The following is an 18,402-nucleotide window of genomic DNA, read 5'->3' on the forward strand; positions in this document are numbered from 1 at the left end:
CGGCGCGGCCGCGGGCGGATCAGTCGCTCCGACGCAGCAGCTGCCAGTGAAGGCCGGACAGGCCCAGGGCACGGCGTTCCGCCACCACGGCATAGGGGTGGCCGCACGCGCGCACGTGCGCGGGAAAGGGGTGGTCGCCGTCCCGGTCGACCAGCACGAACGGCGCGGCCGGGCAGGGCGCGACCTGCACCTCCAGCGGATAGCCGCGTGCGGCCGCTGCCGCATCGAGCACCGCCGTCTCCCGGTCACGGTGCACCACGACGGTCGTCCCTCGAGGTGCGAGCGTGGCCATGGCGGCAATCGCCTGCCCCGGGTCGCCGCGCTGGTCGCGGATCAGCAGCCGGTCGGTCGCCAGCATCGCCACCGCCCCGGCGAGCAGCGCCACGCCGACCGCCGCCCGTGCCCGGGCGCCACGCTCGGCAAGCTGCGCCAGCCACTCGCCCAGCCACAGCAGCAGCCCGACGCTGCCGACCAGATAGTAGCGCGGCATCATGCTGTTGGGCAGCCCCAGCAGGGCGAGCACCAGCGGAAAGGCGATCGCGCTCCACAGCGCTAGGTCGCGCAGCCGGCTCCGGGGCGCCAGCACCAGCATCAGGGGAACCACCGCGCCCACCAGCGGCGGCAGCCCCAGCGTATAGTGGAGCAGCTGCGACAGCGCATGCGCCCAGCCGGCCCAGCTGTGCGGCTGCACGCCGCCCACGGCGAAACCGGTCGCGCTCGTGTGCGCGGCAAGCCACATCAGCGCGATGATGGTCGCCATCGTCAGCAGGGCAGGACCGAAGAGGCGCAGCATCTCGCGCGCCACGGTGCCAGGGCCGACGACGCGCCGCCGCTCGATCACCGCCCAGCCGAGCAGCGCCGCCAGCCCGAACACGATCGTCGCCTGGGCGAGCAGCCCCAGGCCAAGCGCGATCGCGAGGCTCGCTGCTCCGGGCGCTCGTTCAGGCGCGGCGAGCCAGCGGTCGACCAGCAGCACCGCGGTCGCGAACGCCAGCAGCATCGGCGCGTAGCCGCGGGCTTCCGAACCGTAGCAGACCAGCGCGGGCGACAACGCGAACAGTCCCGCCGTGATTGCGCCGGCCAAGGGGCTGCGCCGCCAGCCGATCGCCGCCGCCACGCCGATGGTGAGCGTGCCCGACGCGATCGCCAGCCCGCGCTGGAGGAGCGGCGGTGCATCGAACCCCACCACTTGCATCCACAGCGTGTTGAGGTGGTGGTTGTTGTCGTGGTTGATCAGCCAGAGGATGCCGAGCGGCGTTCCCGCGTCGCGGGCGAACACCGCCGACCAGGCCTCGTCCAGCCACAGCGCGCCGGTGCCCGCCGCGATGCGCAGCACGAGCCCCGCCACGATCGCTGTCGCGACGGCCGCAAGCGCCCAGCGCTCGTCCTGCTTCCACGCCCCCATGCGTACCCCCTAGGCTCAGGCTAGCGGGCAGGGGTCAGCGCGCATAGGCGTCGATCAGCGATCCTACGTAATCGGGGCTCTTGCCGCTCAGTTCGGCCACCGGCTTGTCGCCATAGATGAAGCCGTGCGCGGGATAGATGCTGCCGCCCAGCCCGTCGCTGTCGCGATACCAGACCTTCACCTGCGTCCAGTCGTTCTCGGGGGAGACGTCGAACAGCGTCACGTCCTGCTCCACCTGTCCACGCGTGCCGCCGATCCGCGACCAGTTTGCGTGGGTCACCATCAGCACGCGCTTGTCCACGATCCGGCTGACCACTGCGACATGGCCGAGCCGCAGCCGCTCGGACTTCGCCATCGCCAGCACCGCGCCGACCTTGGGGATATGGCCGCGCTCGTACTTGCCCTTCGCCTGGTCCCACCAGGTCCAGGCATCGCCATAGATCTGCACGCCCGATGCGCTGCGGGCAAAGGGCACGCACTCGCCCGTATAGTCGAGCAGGGTTCGCGCGCCGGCGGGCAGCGTCGCGGTGACAGCAAGGGAGAGGCAGAGCGCGCCCCTGAGCATCGAAGCGAACATAGGGCGGTGGTAGCCCGGCTTCCTAACCTGTCGGTTAACGCGCACGCAGGGAAGATCGCAAAAGCACGGGCGCTCAGCCGGCGCGGGCTTCCGATCGTGCTTCCATCAGGTCCCAGAGCCCGCGGTGCTGGGCGAGCAACTGTTCCATCCCGAACAGCATCGCCCGCTCGGTCGCCCGGTTGGCAGCGAGCATGGCGACCAGGTCGGTGGTCGCGGCCGAGTCGGGCAAGGTGAGCGGCACCGGGTCCGCTCCCTGGCGGATCGCCGCCGCATCAAGGCCGGTGCGGATCGCCGGCCAATCGAGCACCAGCGCGATCGCAGCGCCCAGCGCACAGCCACGACGCTCGGACTGCGAAAGCATGTCGATCGCGTGGCGCTGCGCGGCGATCGCCGCTTCGGTATTGGCCTGTCCCGGCGTGCTCGGCATCGGCCCCGCCGCGGCAGCCAGCGCCACCAGGTGGCCGCGCTCCTGGGCGAAGCCCGCCGCCGCCTCGATCAGCCAGTCGCGCGCAAAGTCGAAGTCGCTATGGGCTGCCGCATGTTCGATGACGCCGGGCTGCCGGCCGTGGAGGAAGCAGAGGTGATGGGCGGCATCGGCGACGTCGCGTGGGTCGCACGCGTCGCGGGCGAGCGCCGCAAGCTGCGGCTGCCCGGCACTGCCGTCGCGCTTCGCCAGCGACGACACCATGGACCATGCGTCCGGCGCCGTCGCGCTGATCACCCCACCCACGGACCGGCCTCCTCCGTCGCCTCCATGCCCCGGGGCCGCCATGACACCCGCTGGTGCCCGGACGCGTAGCAGAAGGGCGTAAACAGACCGTGCACGTGGCGCCGGGACGTCACAAAAGAAAGACCCCGAAAAGCGCTGCTTTCCGGGGCCTTCTGGTGCTTACTGGTCGAGGAAGCTGCGCATCTTGCGAGACCGGCTCGGATGCTTGAGCTTCCGGAGCGCCTTTGCCTCGATCTGGCGGATGCGTTCGCGGGTGACCGAGAACTGCTGCCCGACCTCTTCCAGCGTGTGATCGGTGTTCATGCCGATGCCGAAGCGCATGCGCAGCACGCGCTCCTCACGCGGGGTGAGCGAGGCGAGGACGCGGGTGACGGTTTCCTTCAGGTTCGCCTGGATCGCGGCGTCCACGGGGATGATCGCGTTCTTGTCCTCGATGAAGTCGCCCAGGTGGCTGTCTTCCTCGTCGCCGATCGGCGTTTCGAGGGAGATCGGCTCCTTGGCGATCTTCATCACCTTGCGCACCTTCTCCAGCGGCATGGAGAGGCGCTCGGCCATCTCCTCCGGCGTCGGTTCGCGGCCCTGCTCGTGCAGGAACTGGCGGCTGGTGCGCACCAGCTTGTTGATCGTCTCGATCATGTGGACCGGGATGCGGATGGTCCGCGCCTGGTCGGCGATCGAGCGGGTGATCGCCTGGCGGATCCACCACGTCGCATAGGTCGAGAACTTGTAGCCGCGGCGATACTCGAACTTGTCCACCGCCTTCATCAGGCCGATGTTGCCTTCCTGGATCAGGTCCAGGAATTGCAGGCCGCGGTTGGTGTACTTCTTGGCGATCGAGATCACGAGGCGCAGGTTCGCCTCGACCATCTCCTTCTTGGCGATGCGCGCCTCGCGCTCCGCCTTCTGCACCATGTTCACGATGCGGCGGAACTCGGTGAGCGCCATGCCGGTCTGCTGCGAAATCTCGGCGACCTCGCTGCGGATGCGGTCGACGGCGGCGGCTTCGTTCTCGGCGAACGCCTTCCACTTCTTGTCGAGCGTCGCGACCGAGGTCAGCCACTGCTCGTCCATCTCGTGGTCGACATACTGCTCCAGGAACGACTTGCGCGGCACCTTGTGGCGCTCGGCAAGGCGCAGCATCTGGCCGCCCAGCGTCGTCAGGCGCCGGTTGAACGCATAGAGCTGGTCGACGAGATACTCGATCTTCGCCTGGTGGAACTGGACGCTCTCGACCTCCGCGGTCAGGTCCTCGCGCAGCTTCTGGTAGGTCGCCTCGTCGGCGGCCGACAGCTCGCCGCCCGACGACATGGCGTCCAGCCGGCGCGCCTGCATGCGCGAGAACTGCTCATAGATCGCGGTGATGTTGGCGAACTTCTCCAGCGCCTGCGGCTTGAGCGTCTCCTCCATCTGCGCGAGGCTGAGGGTGTTGTCCTCCTCCTCGTCGTCGGAGTTGCGCGGGCCGCGGCGCTCGCCATCCTCGTCCTCCGAAGATTCCTCTTCCGGCTCTTCCTCTTCCTTGAAGGAGGGGCCGGTGCTCTTCTCGCTGATCTCGTCGCCTTCGTCGTCTTCGGCGGCTTCGACCTGCTCGGCGGACGGACCCTTCGACAGCATCGCGTCGAGATCCAGGATCTCGCGCAGCTGCATCGTGCCTTCGTTCAGCGCCTCGGACCAGCCGATGATCGCGTTGAAGGTGATCGGGCTCTCGCACAGCCCCAGGATCATCGTGTCCCGGCCGGCCTCGATGCGCTTGGCGATCGCGATCTCGCCCTCGCGGCTGAGCAGCTCGACGGCGCCCATCTCGCGCAGGTACATGCGGACGGGATCGTCGGTACGATCGACCGTCTCCTTCTTCTTCGCCGCCTCGAACGCAGGTGCGGAATCGTCCTGCTGGTCACCCGAATCCTCGTCGCCGTCGTCGGCGGCCTGCTCGGTCTCGCCTTCCTCGCCGGCTTCCTCGTTCTCGACGACGTTCACGCCCATTTCATTGAGCGCGGCCATGATGTCCTCGATCTGCTCCGAGGACATCTGGTCCTGCGGCAGCATCTCGTTGAGCTGATCGACCGTGATGTAGCCGCGCTTCTTTGCGCGCGCGATCAGCTTCTTGATCGATCCCTCGTTCAGATCGATCAGCGGCGCGTCGCCCGTCTCCATCGTGTCGTCGCCGCCACCGTTCGCCTTCGCCATCAATTGCCCTCGAAAAACCCGGACTGAAATCCGGCCTGATTCTAATCGTCTTCGTCTGCCAGCACCAGATTTGCAAGACGCGCCTTGAGCGCTTCCTGTTCCTGCACCAGCGCCACCTGACGCTCGAATGCGGTCTCATCGAGCCCGGCCTGCAACGCTGCCGTCGCCTCCGCCAATGCCGCATCCACTGCGGGACGCGTCACCAGAACGGCGATCGCCTCGTCCAGGTCCGCCACCGCCCGCGCTTCGTCGTCCTCGTCATGACGAGTGAACGAAAAGGGCAGGGTATCCGCCCTCAGCAGTTCGTTTGCGATGTCGTTGAAACCAGACTTCGCCAATATGGTACGAACTCCGCCGCTATCAAGTTGCCGGTCGGCAAGTGCCATATCGACGACCGCTTCGAACAACCGCCCGAGCGCGCCGTCGGCCAGGCGAAGCGATCCCAGCACCTCCAGGTGCCGGGCGATCTGCGCGGGGTGGCGGATCAGCCCGGCGACCACGGCCTTGGCGAGCACCGGGTCGATGCCCTGTGCGATCTGGCGCGCGGTGTCGGACGGCGGCGGCTCGGGCGGGCGCCAGCCGCCGCGCTGGCCCGGCCGGTTGCCGCCGCGCTGCTGTCCCCCGTTGCCGCGCTGCCACGAACCACCGCCGCCGCCCTGCCACTGTCGGTTCCGCTCGGGCGGCGCGAACGCCGCGTCGCAGCGGTTGCGGAACTCCGACAGATACTCGTCGCGCACCATCGGGTCGCCGATCGTGCGGGCAAGCTCGCCCAGCCGGCGCTTCAGGCCCGCGCGGTTCTCCGGCGTCGTGAGCGGTTCTGCGGCAAGCTCCTGCTTCCACAGCCGCTCGACCAGCGGCTCGGGCTCGCGCAGCAGCGCCTCGAACGCGCCCGGTCCTTTGCTGCGGACCAGGTCGTCGGGATCCTGACCCTGCGGCAGCGTCACGAAGGAAAGGCTGCGGCCGGGCCCCAGCAGCGGCAGCGCGCGATGCGCCGCGCGGATCGCCGCCTTCTGCCCCGCGGAGTCCCCGTCGAAGCACAGGATCGGCACGTCCGCCATCCGCCACAGCCGTTCCAGCTGGCTCTCCGTCATCGCGGTGCCGAGCGGCGCCACTGCCTCGCCGAACCCCGCCTGGGCCAGCGCGATCACGTCCATATAGCCCTCGACCGCGATCACGCGGCCTGCCTTGCGGGCGGCAGCCTGCGCGCGATCAAGGTTGAAGAGCGTGCGCCCCTTGTCGAACAGCGGCGTCTCGGGGGAATTGAGGTACTTCGGCTCGCCGTCGCCGATCACGCGGCCGCCAAAGGCGATCACCCGGCCGCGCACGTCGCGGATCGGGATCATCAGCCGGCCGCGGAACCGGTCATAGGGCGCCTTGTCCTCGACCTGGATCAGCAGCCCCGCCTCGACCAGCATCGGGTCGCCATAGCTGCCGAGGGCTTCCTTGAGCTTGCCCCGCGAGTCGGGGGAAAAGCCCAGCCCAAAGCTGCGCGCCGTGCTCGCAGAGATGCCCCGCCGCTCCAGCGCCGCCCGCGCCTCGGCACCGGCGAGCCCGTGCAGCTGCTCGGTGAACCAGCGCGCCGCCTCCTCCATCGCATCGTGGAGGCCCTTGGCGCGCTCGGCGCGTTCGGCGGAGCGCCGGTCCTGCGCCGGCACTTCCAAACCAACGGCTTGCGCCAGTTCCTTCACCGCGTCGATGAAGGGCAGCCCGCGCTGGTCGGTCATCCAGCGGATGGCATCGCCATGCGCCGAACAGCCGAAGCAGTGATAGAAGCCCTTGTCGTCGTTGACGTAGAAGCTGGGCGTCTTCTCGTTGTGAAACGGGCAGCAGGCGCGCCACTCCCGCCCCGCACGCTGGAGCTTCACGGTCTTGCCGATCAGCGCCGACAGCACCGTGCGGGCGCGTAGCTCGTCGAGGAACTGGGGGGAGAGGCTCATGGGTACGCGCCGCCGGCGCCCCCGCCGCCAGGCAGGGACGCGCTCGGGCTCAGCCTGCCAGCGCCGCCTTCACCGCGCCCGACGCCTTGCTCATGTCGAGATTGGCGGCGTGACGCGCCTTCAGCTCGGCCATGACGCGGCCCATGTCCTTCATGCCCGTGGCACCGAGTTCGGCCTTGATCGCCTCGATCGCCGCCGCCGTCTCGGCCTCGTCCATCTGGGCGGGCAGGAAGCGCTCGATCACCTCGACCTCGGCGGCTTCGTTCGCGGCGAGCTCCGGGCGGTTGCCCTGCTCGTACATGGCGATCGATTCGCGGCGCTGCTTCACCATCTTCTGCAGCACCTCGACGACCAGCGCGTCGTCGTCGGCGGGGGCGCCGCCGGTCCGCACCTCGATGTCCCGGTTCTTGATCGCGGACTGGATCAGGCGGATCGTGGCGGTCGTCGGCTTGTCGCCGCCCTTCATGGCGGAAACCAGCGCAGCCTTGATGGTGTCGCGAATCATCGGTTCTCTCGGTTCGTCGGAAAGCCGGGGAGGGTAGCCGGAACTCGCCTTCTTTAACAGATTGACGTGGGGGCCAGTGGGCCTTAGCCGGCAGCGCTTAGCGACATCGCCAGCACAACCTTTTTCAGGAGGATCGCCCGAGTGGCCGACGCCAAACCCATGCCCGCGCCCGAAGGAGCCACCGGCGTACTCGTTCTGGCGTCGGGGGACGTGTTGTGGGGCCGCGGCTTCGGTGCCGAGGGCGACGCCGTCGGTGAAGTCTGCTTCCACACCGCGATGACCGGGTACCAGGAGATCATGACCGATCCGTCCTTTGCCGGGCAGATCATCACCTTCACCTTCCCGCACATCGGCAACGTCGGCGCCAACCCCGACGACATCGAGGCGAACGACCCCCACGCGCTCGGCATGATCGTGCGCGAGGATCCGACCGCACCCAGCAACTTCCGCTCGTCCGAGCCGCTGATCGCCTGGATGCGCAAGCACGGCCGTATCGGCCTGGCCGGCATCGACACGCGCGCGCTCACCCGCCGCATCCGCGTCGGCGGCGCCCCCAACGGCGTCATCGCGCATTCGCCCACCGGCGAGTTCGACATCGACGCGCTGCTCGAAAAGGCGCGCGGCTGGCCGGGGCTGGAGGGCATGGACCTCGCCAAGGACGTCAGCTGCGAGACGCATTACGGCTGGCAGGGCGGCATCTGGCGCCTGGGCGCCGGCTACGACACCAGCGAGAACCCGGCCGACGAGGCTCAGGCGCGGGCAGCGCAGGCCAGCGCCGCGCCCCACGTCGTCGCGATCGACTATGGTTCGAAGCGCAACATCTTCCGCAATCTCGTCCAGGCCGGCGCGCGCGTCTCGGTGCTGCCCGCCACCGCCACCTTCGAAGAGGTGATGGCGCAGAACCCGGATGGCATCTTCCTGTCCAACGGCCCGGGCGATCCGGCCGCGACCGGCGAATACGCCGTTCCGGTGATCCGCCAGCTGCTCGACACCGGCAAGCCGCTGTTCGGCATCTGCCTCGGCCACCAGCTGCTCGGCCTGGCGGTCGGCGCCACCACGACCAAGATGTTCCAGGGCCACCGCGGCGCCAACCACCCGGTCAAGCGGCTGGAAGACGGTGCGGTCGAGATCACCTCGATGAACCACGGCTTCGCCGTCGAGCGCGACAGCCTGCCCGCCAACGTCCGCGAGACCCATGTCTCGCTGTTCGACGGCAGCAACGCGGGGCTTGAGCTCACCGATAAGCCGGCGTTCAGCGTCCAGTACCACCCCGAAGCCAGCCCCGGCCCGCAGGACAGTTTCTACCTGTTCGAGCGGTTTGTGGGGATGCTGACGAAGGCCGTTTGATGCAGGCGCTGCCGCCTCCGCCGCCTGCGCAACAATGCGTGAAGGCTGCTGATGCAGCCGCAGTCCGCATTGAGATGTTCGTGGTAGCAAGCGGTGATCCGAGCCAAGTCGAGGCTTGGCTGGCTACGGCAAAGACGCATCCCGGCTGGATAGTTGATGCCGATGCGCAGTCGAACGGCACGCGTTTCGTGCGCCTGCGGCTTCCGAGCGAGACACCTTACCGGTGATCGGCGGAGCAATTTACGACGGGCATCGGCGGCAACTGACCGTGACCATGAATACGCAGCCCCCGATTTGTGAGGCCGAAGAAGACTAATGCCAAAACGCACCGACATCTCCTCCATCCTCGTCATCGGCGCCGGGCCGATCGTCATCGGCCAGGCCTGTGAGTTCGATTATTCGGGCGTGCAGGCGATCAAGGCGCTGAAGGAAGAGGGCTTTCGCATCGTCCTGGTCAATTCGAACCCGGCGACGATCATGACCGATCCTGAGCTGGCCGACGCGACCTATGTCGAGCCGATCACCCCGGCCGTGGTCGCCAAGATCATCGAGAAGGAGCGCCCCGATGCGGTGCTCCCGACGATGGGCGGGCAGACCGCGCTCAACACCGCGCTCGCGCTGTTCCGCGACGGCACGCTCGACAAGTTCGGCGTGAAGATGATCGGTGCCGACGCCGACGCGATCGACAAGGCCGAGGACCGGCTGAAGTTCCGCGATGCGATGGACAAGATCGGCCTCGAAAGCGCGCGCTCGGCGATCGCGCATACTGAGGCGGAGGCGCTGGAGGGGCTCGAGAAGGTCGGCCTGCCCGCGATCATCCGTCCCAGCTTCACGCTCGGCGGCACCGGCGGCGGCGTCGCCTATAACAAGGACGAGTTCCTCAAGATCGTCCGCGCCGGCCTCGACGCCTCGCCCACCACCGAGGTGCTGATCGAGGAGTCGCTGCTCGGCTGGAAGGAATATGAGATGGAGGTGGTCCGCGACCGTGCGGACAACTGCATCATCGTCTGTTCGATCGAGAACATCGACCCGATGGGCGTCCACACCGGCGACTCCATCACGGTCGCGCCTGCGCTGACGCTGACCGACAAGGAATACCAGATCATGCGCAACGCATCGATCGCGGTCCTGCGGGAAATCGGCGTCGAAACAGGCGGTTCCAACGTCCAGTTCGCAGTCAATCCGAAGGACGGTCGCCTGATCGTCATCGAGATGAACCCGCGCGTGTCGCGCTCCTCGGCGCTCGCGTCCAAGGCGACCGGCTTCCCGATCGCCAAGGTCGCGGCCAAGCTCGCGGTCGGGTACACTCTGGACGAGATCACCAACGACATCACCGGCGCCACGCCGGCCTCGTTCGAGCCGACCATCGACTATGTGGTCACCAAGATCCCGCGCTTCGCGTTCGAGAAGTTCAAGGGCTCGGAGGCCGTGCTCTCCACCGCGATGAAGTCGGTGGGCGAGGTGATGGCGATCGGCCGCAACATCCACGAAAGCCTGCAAAAGGCGCTGCGCGGCCTCGAAACCGGCCTGTGCGGCTTCAACGAGGTCGAGCGGCTGGTCGGCGCGCGCCGCGACCTGATCGAAGCAGCGCTCGCGGTCGCCACCCCGGACCGGCTGCTGGTCGCGGCACAGGCGCTGCGCGAGGGCTTCACCGTCGCCGAGGTCCATGCGATCGCCAAGTACGACCCTTGGTTCCTGGAGCGCATCGCCGAGATCATCGCTGCCGAGGACGAGGTGAAGCGCAACGGCCTGCCGATCGACACGGCCGGCATGCGCCGCCTCAAGGCGATGGGTTTCTCCGACAAGCGGCTCGCCAAGCTCGCGCTCGACTCCGTCCACCTGCGCGGCATGCAGCGCGGCATCGCGCAAGGGTCGGGCCTGATCCACGAGGTGGTGAAGGCGATGTCCGGCGGCGTGACCGAGGCGGAGGTGCGCGAGCATCGCCTGAAGCTCGGCGTCCGCCCGGTCTTCAAGCGCATCGATACCTGCGCCGCGGAGTTCGAGGCGAAGACGCCGTACATGTACTCGACCTATGAGGCGCCGACCTTCGGCGATCCCGAGGACGAGAGCCAGCCGTCCGAGCGCACCAAGGTTGTGATCCTGGGCGGCGGTCCCAACCGCATCGGCCAGGGCATCGAATTCGACTATTGCTGCTGCCACGCCTGCTTCGCGCTGTCGGACGCGGGCTATGAGACGATCATGGTCAACTGCAATCCGGAGACGGTGAGCACCGACTATGACACCTCCGACCGCCTCTATTTCGAGCCGCTGACGGCCGAGGACGTGCTGGAGATCCTGCACGTCGAGCAGCAGAAGGGCACGCTCCTGGGGGTCATCGTCCAGTTCGGCGGCCAGACCCCGCTCAACCTCGCCAAGGCGCTGGAAGACGCAGGCATCCCGATCCTGGGCACCAGCCCGGATGCGATCGACCTGGCCGAGGACCGCGAGCGTTTCGCAGCCCTCGTCTCCAAGCTCGGCCTGCTCCAGCCGGCAAACGGCATCGCCCGCAGCCGCGACGAGGCCGTCGCGGTCGCGGAGCGCATCGGCTACCCGGTCCTGATGCGTCCCAGCTATGTGCTCGGCGGCCGCGCGATGGAGATCGTCGATAGCCAGCGCCAGCTTGATGACTATATCCAGACGGCCGTGCAGGTCTCCGGCGACAGCCCCGTGCTGATCGACCAGTATCTGCGCGACGCGATCGAGGTCGACGTCGACGCGATCAGCGACGGTGCCGACGTGACCGTCGCGGGCGTGCTCCAGCACATCGAGGAAGCCGGCGTCCATTCGGGCGACAGCGCCTGCTCGATCCCGCCCTACAGCCTGTCGGCCGAACTCATCGCCGAGATCGAGCGCCAGACGGTGGCGCTTGCCAAGGCGCTGTCGGTGAAGGGGCTGATGAACATCCAGTTCGCGGTCAAGGACGGGCAGGTCTACCTCATCGAGGTGAACCCGCGCGCCTCGCGCACCGTGCCGTTCGTGGCCAAGGCGATCGGCGTTCCCGTCGCCAAGATCGCCAGCCGGGTGATGGCGGGCGAGAAGCTGGCCGATCTGCCGCCAATCGATCGCAACATCGACCACATCGCCGTCAAGGAAGCCGTGTTCCCCTGGGGCCGCTTCCCCGGCGTCGATCCGGTGCTCAGCCCGGAGATGAAGTCCACCGGCGAAGTCATGGGTATCGATAGCGATTTCGCTACCGCCTTCGCCAAGTCGCAGCTCGGCGCCGGCATCACCCTGCCAACCGGCGGCACCGTGTTCGTGTCGGTAAAGGACAGCGACAAGGCGGTGATCCTGCCGGGCGCGCGGCTGCTGGTGGAACTGGGCTTCGCCATCGTCGCCACCGCCGGCACCGCCGACTATCTCGCCGAACACGGCGTGCCGGTCGAGCGCGTCAACAAGGTGGCCCAAGGCCGGCCGCACATCGTCGACCGCATCCTCGACGGCGACATCGCGCTGATCTTCAACACCACCGAAGGCTGGCAGTCGCTGCGCGACTCCGAATCCATCCGTGCCTCTGCGGTCGCGCAGAAGGTGCCGTACTTCACCACGGCATCGGCGAGCGTGGCCACGGCGCAGGCGATCGAGGCCCTCTCGCGGCGCTCCCTTGAAGTGCGTCCGCTACAGGCCTATTATTCGCGGCCGCACAACTGATCCCCAGAACAAGACGATAGGTGCGGGCGGGCCATCCGGGTCCGCTCGCGCCAGGGGACGTGAACGAAGGACCGCAACGATGGCGACCGTCGAAAAGATGCCGATGCTCCAGGAGGGCTATGAAAAGCTCATCCAGGACCTGAAGCGTCTCAAAGAAGAACGGCCGCAGATCGTGGACGCGATCGAGGAAGCGCGCGCGCACGGCGATCTTTCTGAAAACGCCGAATACCACGCTGCCAAGGAGCGCCAGGGCCAGGTCGAGGCATCGATCTCCGACATTGAGGACAAGCTCAGCCGCGCGCAGGTGATCGACCCGCGCGACCTGTCGGGCGACAAGATCGTGTTCGGCGCCACCGTCACGCTGCTCGACGATGACGACAAGCCGGTGAAGTACCAGATCGTCGGCCAGACCGAGGCGGACGCCAAGACCGGCCGCATCTCGTACAACTCGCCGCTCGGCCGCGCGCTGATCGGCCGCAAGGTCGACGACGAGGTCGAGGTCTCGGTTCCCGCCGGCGACCGCTATTACGTGGTGTCCAAGATCGAGTTCATCTGATCGACCGGCCCGGCGCGCGGGGACGTTCGCCGGGCTCGTGCGTTCCGCCCGGGCAACCAGGAAGGAAACGCATGGGACTGCTCGTCGACGGTGTTTGGCAGGATCGCTGGTACGACACCAGCAAGACGGGCGGGCGGTTCGAGCGCTCCAAGAGCCAGTTCCGCAACTGGGTGACGCCCGACGGCGCCGCCGGCCCGACCGGCGAGGGCGGTTTCGCGGCGGAACCCGGCCGCTATCACCTCTACGTCAGCCTCGCCTGTCCCTGGGCCCACCGCACGCTGATCGCGCGCCGGCTGAAGGGGCTGGAAGACCTCGTCTCCGTCTCGGTCGTGCACTGGCTGATGCAGGAGAACGGCTGGACCTTCGCCGGCGGCCCCTGCGTCACGGGCGATCCGCTCCACGGCGCCGACTATCTCCACCAGGTCTATACCGCCGCCGATCCGCACTACAGCGGTCGCGTCACCGTGCCGGTCCTGTGGGACAAGCAGCGCGCCACCATCGTCAGCAACGAGTCCGCCGACATCCTGCGCATGTTCGGCAGCGCTTTCGACGGCGCGGGCGCGCGGCCGGGCGACTTCTCCCCCGAACCCCTGCGGCCGGAGATCGACGCGCTCAACGAGCGCATCTACACGCACGTCAACAACGGCGTGTACCGCGCCGGCTTCGCCACCACGCAGCAGGCCTATGAGGAAGCCGTCGTCCCGCTGTTCGCAGCTCTCGACGCACTGGAGGTGCGGCTGGGGCAGGGGCGCTACCTGTTCGGCGATACGCTGACCGAGGCCGACATCCGCCTCTTCACCACCCTCATCCGCTTCGACCCGGTCTATCACGGCCACTTCAAGTGCAACCTGCGCCGGATCGCCGACTATCCCGCGCTCTCCCGCTTCGTCCGCGACGTCTACCACCTGCCGGGCGTCGCGGAGACGACCAACTTCGATCACATCAAGCGGCACTATTATCAGAGCCACACCACCATCAACCCGACCGGCATCGTCCCCGTCGGGCCGGACATGGCGCTGGAGCTCGGCGCATGACCGACCGCAGCCTGGTCGCCGCACACCCCGCCCATCGCGATGACATCGCCGACCTCGTCACCCGCCGTCCGCTGCCCGGACCCGGCCTGCCGCAGGTCGATCCGTTCCTGTTCCTTAACCACCACGGCCCGCAGACCTACCCGCCCGGCAACCACGGCCTGCCGTTCGGCCCGCACCCGCACCGCGGGTTCGAGACGGTGACCTTCATCCTGGAGGGCAGCCTCGCCCACCACGACACCGGCGGCCACGCCTATGTGGTCGATGCGGGCGGCGTGCAGTGGATGACGGCCGGCTCGGGCCTGATCCACGCCGAACTCTCCCCGCCCGCATTCAAGCGAGACGGCGGCCCGATGGAGATCCTGCAGCTCTGGGTGAACCTGCCCGGCCGCCTCAAGATGACCGAGCCGCGCTACACCGGCGTGCAGGCGGATGCGATCCCGGTGTTGCCGCTCGGGAGCGGCAGCGAACTGCGGCTCATCTCCGGCAGCTTCGCCGATACGCAGGGTCCGGTGGACTCGCTCACCGGCGTCTTCATGTCGGTCGTATCGCTCGCCCCCGGAGCCGACGTCCGGCTGCCGGCACCCGCCGACCGCAGCGTCTTCCTCTACGCCGTGCGCGGAAACGTTGCCGTCGCGGGCAAGCCGCTCCCGCAATGGCACCTCGCCGAACTCGCCCACGACGGGGACACGCTCGCGCTCGCAAGCGGTGACGGTGCGCTGCTTCTCTTCGGCCACGCCGACGCGATTGACGAGCCGGTCGTCGCCCACGGACCCTTCGTGATGAACACGCGCGAGGAGATCGTCCAGGCGATCCACGATTACCAGGCCGGTCGCTTCGGCGATCCTGCCGGCCTTCGCATCTGACAGGGGGAGACAGGCATGCGCGTCGCGGTGTTCAGTACCAAGGGCTATGACCGCCGGTTCCTGGAGGCTGCCAATGCGCGGTTCGGCCACGCGCTGAGCTTCTTCGAGGCGCGGCTGGACGAGCAGACGGCGGTGCTGGCGGAGGGCCACGACGCGGTCTGCGTCTTCGTCAACGATCGGGTCGACCGGCCCGTGCTGGAGGCGCTGGCGAACACGGGCATCCGCACCATCGCCTTGCGGTGCGCCGGCTTCAACAATGTCGATCTGCGCGCAGCCGACGCGCTGGACATCACGGTCGTGCGCGTGCCCGCCTATTCGCCGCACGCGGTGTCGGAGTTCACCGTCGCGCTGCTGATGGCGCTCGATCGCAAGATCCACCGCGCCTGGGCCCGCGTTCGGGAAAACAACTTCGCGCTCGACGGGCTGATCGGCCGCAACGTTCACGGCCGCACGGTGGGCGTGATCGGAACCGGTCGCATCGGCGGGTATGTCGCGCGCGCCTTTCGCCTCGGCTTCGGTTGCGAGGTGCTGGCAAGCGACGTCACGCCCGATCCCGAACTGGAGGCGATCGGCGTGCGCTATGTCGAGCCGGCCGAATTGCTGCGCCACGTCGACATCGTCAGCCTCCATTGTCCGCTGACGCCCGAGACGCGCCACATCGTCGACGCCGCAGCCATCGCGGCCGCACGCCCCGGCCTGATCGTCGTGAACACCAGCCGCGGCGGGCTGATCGACACCTCTGCGCTGATCGAGGGCCTCAAGTCCCGCAAGATCGGCGGCGTCGCGCTGGACGTCTATGAGCAGGAGGCGGACCTGTTCTTCGAGGATCTGTCTGACGAGATCATCCAGGACGATGTCTTCCAGCGCCTGCTGACCTTTCCGAACGTCCTCGTCACCGGCCACCAGGCGTTCCTGACCAACGAGGCGCTCGAAGCCATCGCCGCCACCACCCTCGACAGCCTCGCCCGCGCCGAAGCCGGTGAACCGCTCCCGCTACGCCTCAGCGCAGAGATGGTGCACGCCTAGCCAGGCCATACCACCGGCAGCCGCGGGAGTAGCTACGCGATCCGGGAGCGGTGTTTCGGTGCTCCTGGAACCGCGGCACCGCCGACCAGGGCAGCCAGACCCTTAGTCCGCGTCGTCTTCCCCACGCTTGCGCGCGCAGGCGGCGTGGCACCCGCCGGGGCATTGCTTGTCCGGCCCTTGCCGATCCTCCCCGATGGGGATCGACATGCGCCCGCCGTGGCACGTCGCCACCACCAGCACCCGGCTCGGCAGCGCACCCGCGGGCACCGCGAGCATCAGCGCGCTCGCTCCGGAAAGGGCCGCACAGGCGAGACGCGTGAAGGGCGGGGCGCTGGTCAGCATCGCGCTACCTTCATGCGCGGTGGTCGCCCTGTCCACGTTGACCGCGCGCAAACACGGCTTTGGGCTGGATCAAAGCTGGTAGGCCGGGCCGCTCCTATCCCGCCCTCACCCAATTTGAAGGAGACGGGGGATGAACAAGACGATGAAGGGCGCGATCCTCGCCGCTCTTGCAGCCGGTGTGGCGGCAACGCCTGCGGCAGCCCAGGATACCGGCCGCGTCGGAGTCGCGGCAGGCGACGTCCTGGTCCGCCTGCGCGGCATCGTCGTGGCGCCGAACGAGAAGTCGGGCAGCGTGCTCCCGGCGTTCCCGGGTGAAAAGGTCAGCGTCAACAACAGCTTCATGCCCGAAGTTGACGTCACCTATATGGCCACCGACAACATCGGCTTCGAACTGATCGCCTCCACCACCAAGCACAAGGCATCGGGCCAGACCGGCACCACCGGCTCGCTCGGCAAGCTCGCCAGCACCTGGGTGCTCCCCCCGACGCTCACGGCCCAGTACCACCTCAACCCGACGGGCACCGTGCGCCCCTATGTCGGCGCGGGCGTCAACTACACGATCTTCTGGAACGAGAAGGCGTCGGGCTCGCTCGAGGCTGCGGTCGGCGAGACCCGGGTCAAGATGGACGACAGCTTCGGCTGGGCCGCCCAGGCTGGCGTCGACATCGATCTCACGCCCAAGGTCTTCCTGAACCTTGACGTGAAGTACATCGACATCGACACCACCGCCAAGCTCTACACCACCGCGGCCGGTCGCCAGACCGTCAAGCTCAGTCTCGATCCGCTGGTGTTCGGCATCGGCATCGGCACCCGCTTCTAAGGCTCTCCGCCCAGAGCGAGGGGACCCTGTTCCTCCACCTCAACCGACTGCCCGCGCAGGACGGAGAGGCGGGGGGGCAGGGTTTTTGCGTGTACGATGACGCTGGAGTGGAAGACGAACCCCGCCGCAAGCGGCAACAGGGCGTCAGGAAAGCGCCAGCCAACCCGCCGCGCCGCCAAAGCCGACGAGCGCGAGCGGCAGCCAACGCCCCTTCAGCCGCCAGCTGACCAGCGCCGCGACCACGAAGATCGCCACCACCGGCAGCAGGCGGGGCGCTCGCTCCAGCGTGCTCGCGCCGAGCTCCAGGAAGGTCGCGGCGATGATGCCGACGACCATCGCGGCGACGCCGTCGAGCACGCGGTGTAGGGTCGGGTTGTCGACCAGCGCCTCCAGCCGCTCGAAGAAGAGGAGCGAGAAGGCAAAGGCCGGCAGGAACATGCCCGCCGTGATCGCCAGCGCGCCCGCCAGTCCCCCGGCGAGATAGCCGGCAAAGGTCGCAAAGATCACCAGCGGCGCCGGCAACAGCCCTGCGAGCGCCACCCCATCGAGAAAGGCGCCGTCCGCGAGCCAGCCCCGGCCCACCGTATCCTCGCGCACATAGGGGATGGCGGTATAGGCGCCCCCAAAGGTGAGAAGCCCCCCCTTGAGCCCCGCCACGAAGAGCGCGAGGACTCCGGCCGGGGCGGCTACGTGCGTGAGCACGGCGGCGTCCGGCGCCCCGCGACTCTGGATCACGATCCAGGCCGCGACCGCCACCAGCAGCACCGAACCCAGGATCGCCACCGGCCGCCGAAGAAGCGCATGGGCAGCCCCCGTCGCCGCCAGCAGGACCCAGAAGGGTACCCCCGCCAGCGTGCCGAGGAGGCCCAGGATCGCCAGCCCCACCAGGGTCCGGTCGACCAGGATATGGCTGCCGATCCGGTGCACGGCCCGCAGGATGATCGCCAGCACCGCCGCCTGCACACCCAGCAGCACCCCGGCGAGCTGCGCATCGCCCGCGATAAAGGCGGCATAGGCCCAGGCGCACAGCAGCATCAGGAGGAAGCCCGGCAGCATGAACCCCAGGCCCGCCAGCACCCCGCCGATGCGCCCACGCGCGACCATGCCCATGTGCACGCACAGCTCGTGCGCCTCCGGCCCGGGCAGCACCTGCATCACCGCCAGCAGGCGATTGAACCGGCTGCCCGGGATCCAGCCTTCCTCCTCCACCAACGCCTGCCGGATCATCGCGATCTGCGCGACGGGCCCGCCAAAGGCCAGCATGCCGAAGCGCAGGAACTTGGCGAACAACCGGGGAAGGCTGATGGCGGAAGGGCGGGGCGAATGGGCGTGCATCATATCGGCTCCTGGTCGCAAGGGCGCGACTCCGGGAGCGGACTTGGACGACAACCGTCTAAACGGGCGTCCGCGACAAAGGCCCGTGCGGCG

Annotated in this window: 16 protein-coding genes; 8 read left to right on the forward strand and 8 right to left on the reverse strand. The window is 68.3% G+C overall.

Annotated elements, in window-relative coordinates:
• Positions 1 to 19 precede the first annotated feature (19 nt).
• The 6 genes from MHZ35_RS02025 to MHZ35_RS02050 all read right to left on the reverse strand — a co-directional run bounded on the left by MHZ35_RS02025 (position 20) and on the right by MHZ35_RS02050 (position 7,338).
• Entirely contained in the window at positions 20 to 1,405 is a 1,386-nt protein-coding gene (locus MHZ35_RS02025; protein ID WP_239434149.1) for a hypothetical protein, read from the reverse strand.
• A 34-nt stretch (positions 1,406 to 1,439) separates the two neighbouring features.
• Entirely contained in the window at positions 1,440 to 1,982 is a 543-nt protein-coding gene (locus tag MHZ35_RS02030; protein WP_239434150.1) for a CHAP domain-containing protein, read from the reverse strand.
• A 73-nt stretch (positions 1,983 to 2,055) separates the two neighbouring features.
• The gene (locus MHZ35_RS02035; protein ID WP_446741004.1) at positions 2,056 to 2,703 is read right to left on the reverse strand and encodes a DUF6975 family protein; all 648 of its coding nucleotides are present in this window, start codon (positions 2,701 to 2,703) and stop codon (positions 2,056 to 2,058) included.
• 168 nt (positions 2,704 to 2,871) lie between these two features.
• Complete coding sequence (gene rpoD / locus MHZ35_RS02040; protein WP_239434152.1) at positions 2,872 to 4,896, reverse strand: RNA polymerase sigma factor RpoD; 2,025 nt, start codon at positions 4,894 to 4,896, stop codon at positions 2,872 to 2,874.
• A gap of 41 nt (positions 4,897 to 4,937) precedes the next feature.
• A complete protein-coding gene (gene dnaG / locus MHZ35_RS02045) occupies positions 4,938 to 6,833 on the reverse strand; it encodes a DNA primase (protein WP_239434153.1) in 1,896 nt (631 codons plus the stop codon).
• 49 nt (positions 6,834 to 6,882) lie between these two features.
• Positions 6,883 to 7,338, reverse strand: coding sequence for a GatB/YqeY domain-containing protein (locus MHZ35_RS02050; RefSeq protein WP_239434155.1), 456 nt, complete (start codon positions 7,336 to 7,338; stop codon positions 6,883 to 6,885).
• Positions 7,339 to 7,479: 141 nt separating this feature from the next.
• On the opposite strand from MHZ35_RS02050, the gene carA reads away from it, so the two are divergent.
• From carA to MHZ35_RS02085, 7 genes are all read left to right on the forward strand, one after another.
• Positions 7,480 to 8,685 carry a glutamine-hydrolyzing carbamoyl-phosphate synthase small subunit gene (carA, locus tag MHZ35_RS02055; protein ID WP_239434157.1) on the forward strand — a complete coding sequence of 402 codons (1,206 nt, stop codon included), beginning with the start codon at positions 7,480 to 7,482 and terminating at the stop codon, positions 8,683 to 8,685.
• On the forward strand, positions 8,685 to 8,912 hold the full coding sequence (locus MHZ35_RS02060) for a hypothetical protein (RefSeq protein WP_239434158.1): 228 nt from the start codon (positions 8,685 to 8,687) through the stop codon (positions 8,910 to 8,912). Before carA ends, MHZ35_RS02060 begins: the two co-directional genes overlap by 1 nt.
• Before the next feature lie 88 nt (positions 8,913 to 9,000).
• Complete coding sequence (gene carB, locus MHZ35_RS02065) at positions 9,001 to 12,333, forward strand: carbamoyl-phosphate synthase large subunit (protein ID WP_239434160.1); 3,333 nt, start codon at positions 9,001 to 9,003, stop codon at positions 12,331 to 12,333.
• 79 nt (positions 12,334 to 12,412) lie between these two features.
• The gene (gene greA, locus MHZ35_RS02070) at positions 12,413 to 12,889 is read left to right on the forward strand and encodes a transcription elongation factor GreA (RefSeq protein ID WP_125960018.1); all 477 of its coding nucleotides are present in this window, start codon (positions 12,413 to 12,415) and stop codon (positions 12,887 to 12,889) included.
• A 71-nt stretch (positions 12,890 to 12,960) separates the two neighbouring features.
• Entirely contained in the window at positions 12,961 to 13,923 is a 963-nt protein-coding gene (locus MHZ35_RS02075; RefSeq protein WP_239434162.1) for a glutathione S-transferase family protein, read from the forward strand.
• Positions 13,920 to 14,786 carry a pirin family protein gene (locus MHZ35_RS02080; protein ID WP_239434163.1) on the forward strand — a complete coding sequence of 289 codons (867 nt, stop codon included), beginning with the start codon at positions 13,920 to 13,922 and terminating at the stop codon, positions 14,784 to 14,786. The genes MHZ35_RS02075 and MHZ35_RS02080 overlap by 4 nt, the downstream gene beginning before the upstream one ends.
• A gap of 15 nt (positions 14,787 to 14,801) precedes the next feature.
• Complete coding sequence (locus MHZ35_RS02085) at positions 14,802 to 15,812, forward strand: 2-hydroxyacid dehydrogenase (RefSeq protein WP_239434165.1); 1,011 nt, start codon at positions 14,802 to 14,804, stop codon at positions 15,810 to 15,812.
• A 102-nt stretch (positions 15,813 to 15,914) separates the two neighbouring features.
• On the opposite strand, the gene MHZ35_RS02090 is transcribed toward MHZ35_RS02085, so the two are convergent.
• Positions 15,915 to 16,154 carry a hypothetical protein gene (locus MHZ35_RS02090; RefSeq protein WP_239434167.1) on the reverse strand — a complete coding sequence of 80 codons (240 nt, stop codon included), beginning with the start codon at positions 16,152 to 16,154 and terminating at the stop codon, positions 15,915 to 15,917.
• 130 nt (positions 16,155 to 16,284) lie between these two features.
• On the opposite strand from MHZ35_RS02090, the gene MHZ35_RS02095 reads away from it, so the two are divergent.
• Positions 16,285 to 16,974: an OmpW/AlkL family protein gene (locus MHZ35_RS02095; protein WP_239434168.1), complete on the forward strand. Its 690-nt coding sequence runs from the start codon at positions 16,285 to 16,287 to the stop codon at positions 16,972 to 16,974.
• A gap of 144 nt (positions 16,975 to 17,118) precedes the next feature.
• On the opposite strand, the gene chrA is transcribed toward MHZ35_RS02095, so the two are convergent.
• A complete protein-coding gene (gene chrA, locus MHZ35_RS02100; protein WP_239434169.1) occupies positions 17,119 to 18,312 on the reverse strand; it encodes a chromate efflux transporter in 1,194 nt (397 codons plus the stop codon).
• Positions 18,313 to 18,402: the final 90 nt, after the last annotated feature.

The sequence above is a fragment of the Sphingomonas sp. ACRSK genome, from assembly GCF_022346685.1.
GTDB lineage: Bacteria > Pseudomonadota > Alphaproteobacteria > Sphingomonadales > Sphingomonadaceae > Sphingomonas > Sphingomonas molluscorum.

Coding starts and splice junctions, on each gene's coding strand:
- chrA (WP_239434169.1), bottom strand. CDS start 18,312: ATGATGCACGCCCATTCGCCCCGCCCTTCCGCCATCAGCCTTCCCCGG.
- MHZ35_RS02060 (WP_239434158.1), top strand. CDS start 8,685: ATGCAGGCGCTGCCGCCTCCGCCGCCTGCGCAACAATGCGTGAAGGCT.
- MHZ35_RS02075 (WP_239434162.1), top strand. CDS start 12,961: ATGGGACTGCTCGTCGACGGTGTTTGGCAGGATCGCTGGTACGACACC.
- MHZ35_RS02025 (WP_239434149.1), bottom strand. CDS start 1,405: ATGGGGGCGTGGAAGCAGGACGAGCGCTGGGCGCTTGCGGCCGTCGCG.
- dnaG (WP_239434153.1), bottom strand. CDS start 6,833: ATGAGCCTCTCCCCCCAGTTCCTCGACGAGCTACGCGCCCGCACGGTG.
- carB (WP_239434160.1), top strand. CDS start 9,001: ATGCCAAAACGCACCGACATCTCCTCCATCCTCGTCATCGGCGCCGGG.
- MHZ35_RS02030 (WP_239434150.1), bottom strand. CDS start 1,982: ATGTTCGCTTCGATGCTCAGGGGCGCGCTCTGCCTCTCCCTTGCTGTC.
- MHZ35_RS02095 (WP_239434168.1), top strand. CDS start 16,285: ATGAACAAGACGATGAAGGGCGCGATCCTCGCCGCTCTTGCAGCCGGT.
- MHZ35_RS02090 (WP_239434167.1), bottom strand. CDS start 16,154: ATGCTGACCAGCGCCCCGCCCTTCACGCGTCTCGCCTGTGCGGCCCTT.
- greA (WP_125960018.1), top strand. CDS start 12,413: ATGGCGACCGTCGAAAAGATGCCGATGCTCCAGGAGGGCTATGAAAAG.
- MHZ35_RS02080 (WP_239434163.1), top strand. CDS start 13,920: ATGACCGACCGCAGCCTGGTCGCCGCACACCCCGCCCATCGCGATGAC.
- rpoD (WP_239434152.1), bottom strand. CDS start 4,896: ATGGCGAAGGCGAACGGTGGCGGCGACGACACGATGGAGACGGGCGAC.
- MHZ35_RS02050 (WP_239434155.1), bottom strand. CDS start 7,338: ATGATTCGCGACACCATCAAGGCTGCGCTGGTTTCCGCCATGAAGGGC.
- MHZ35_RS02085 (WP_239434165.1), top strand. CDS start 14,802: ATGCGCGTCGCGGTGTTCAGTACCAAGGGCTATGACCGCCGGTTCCTG.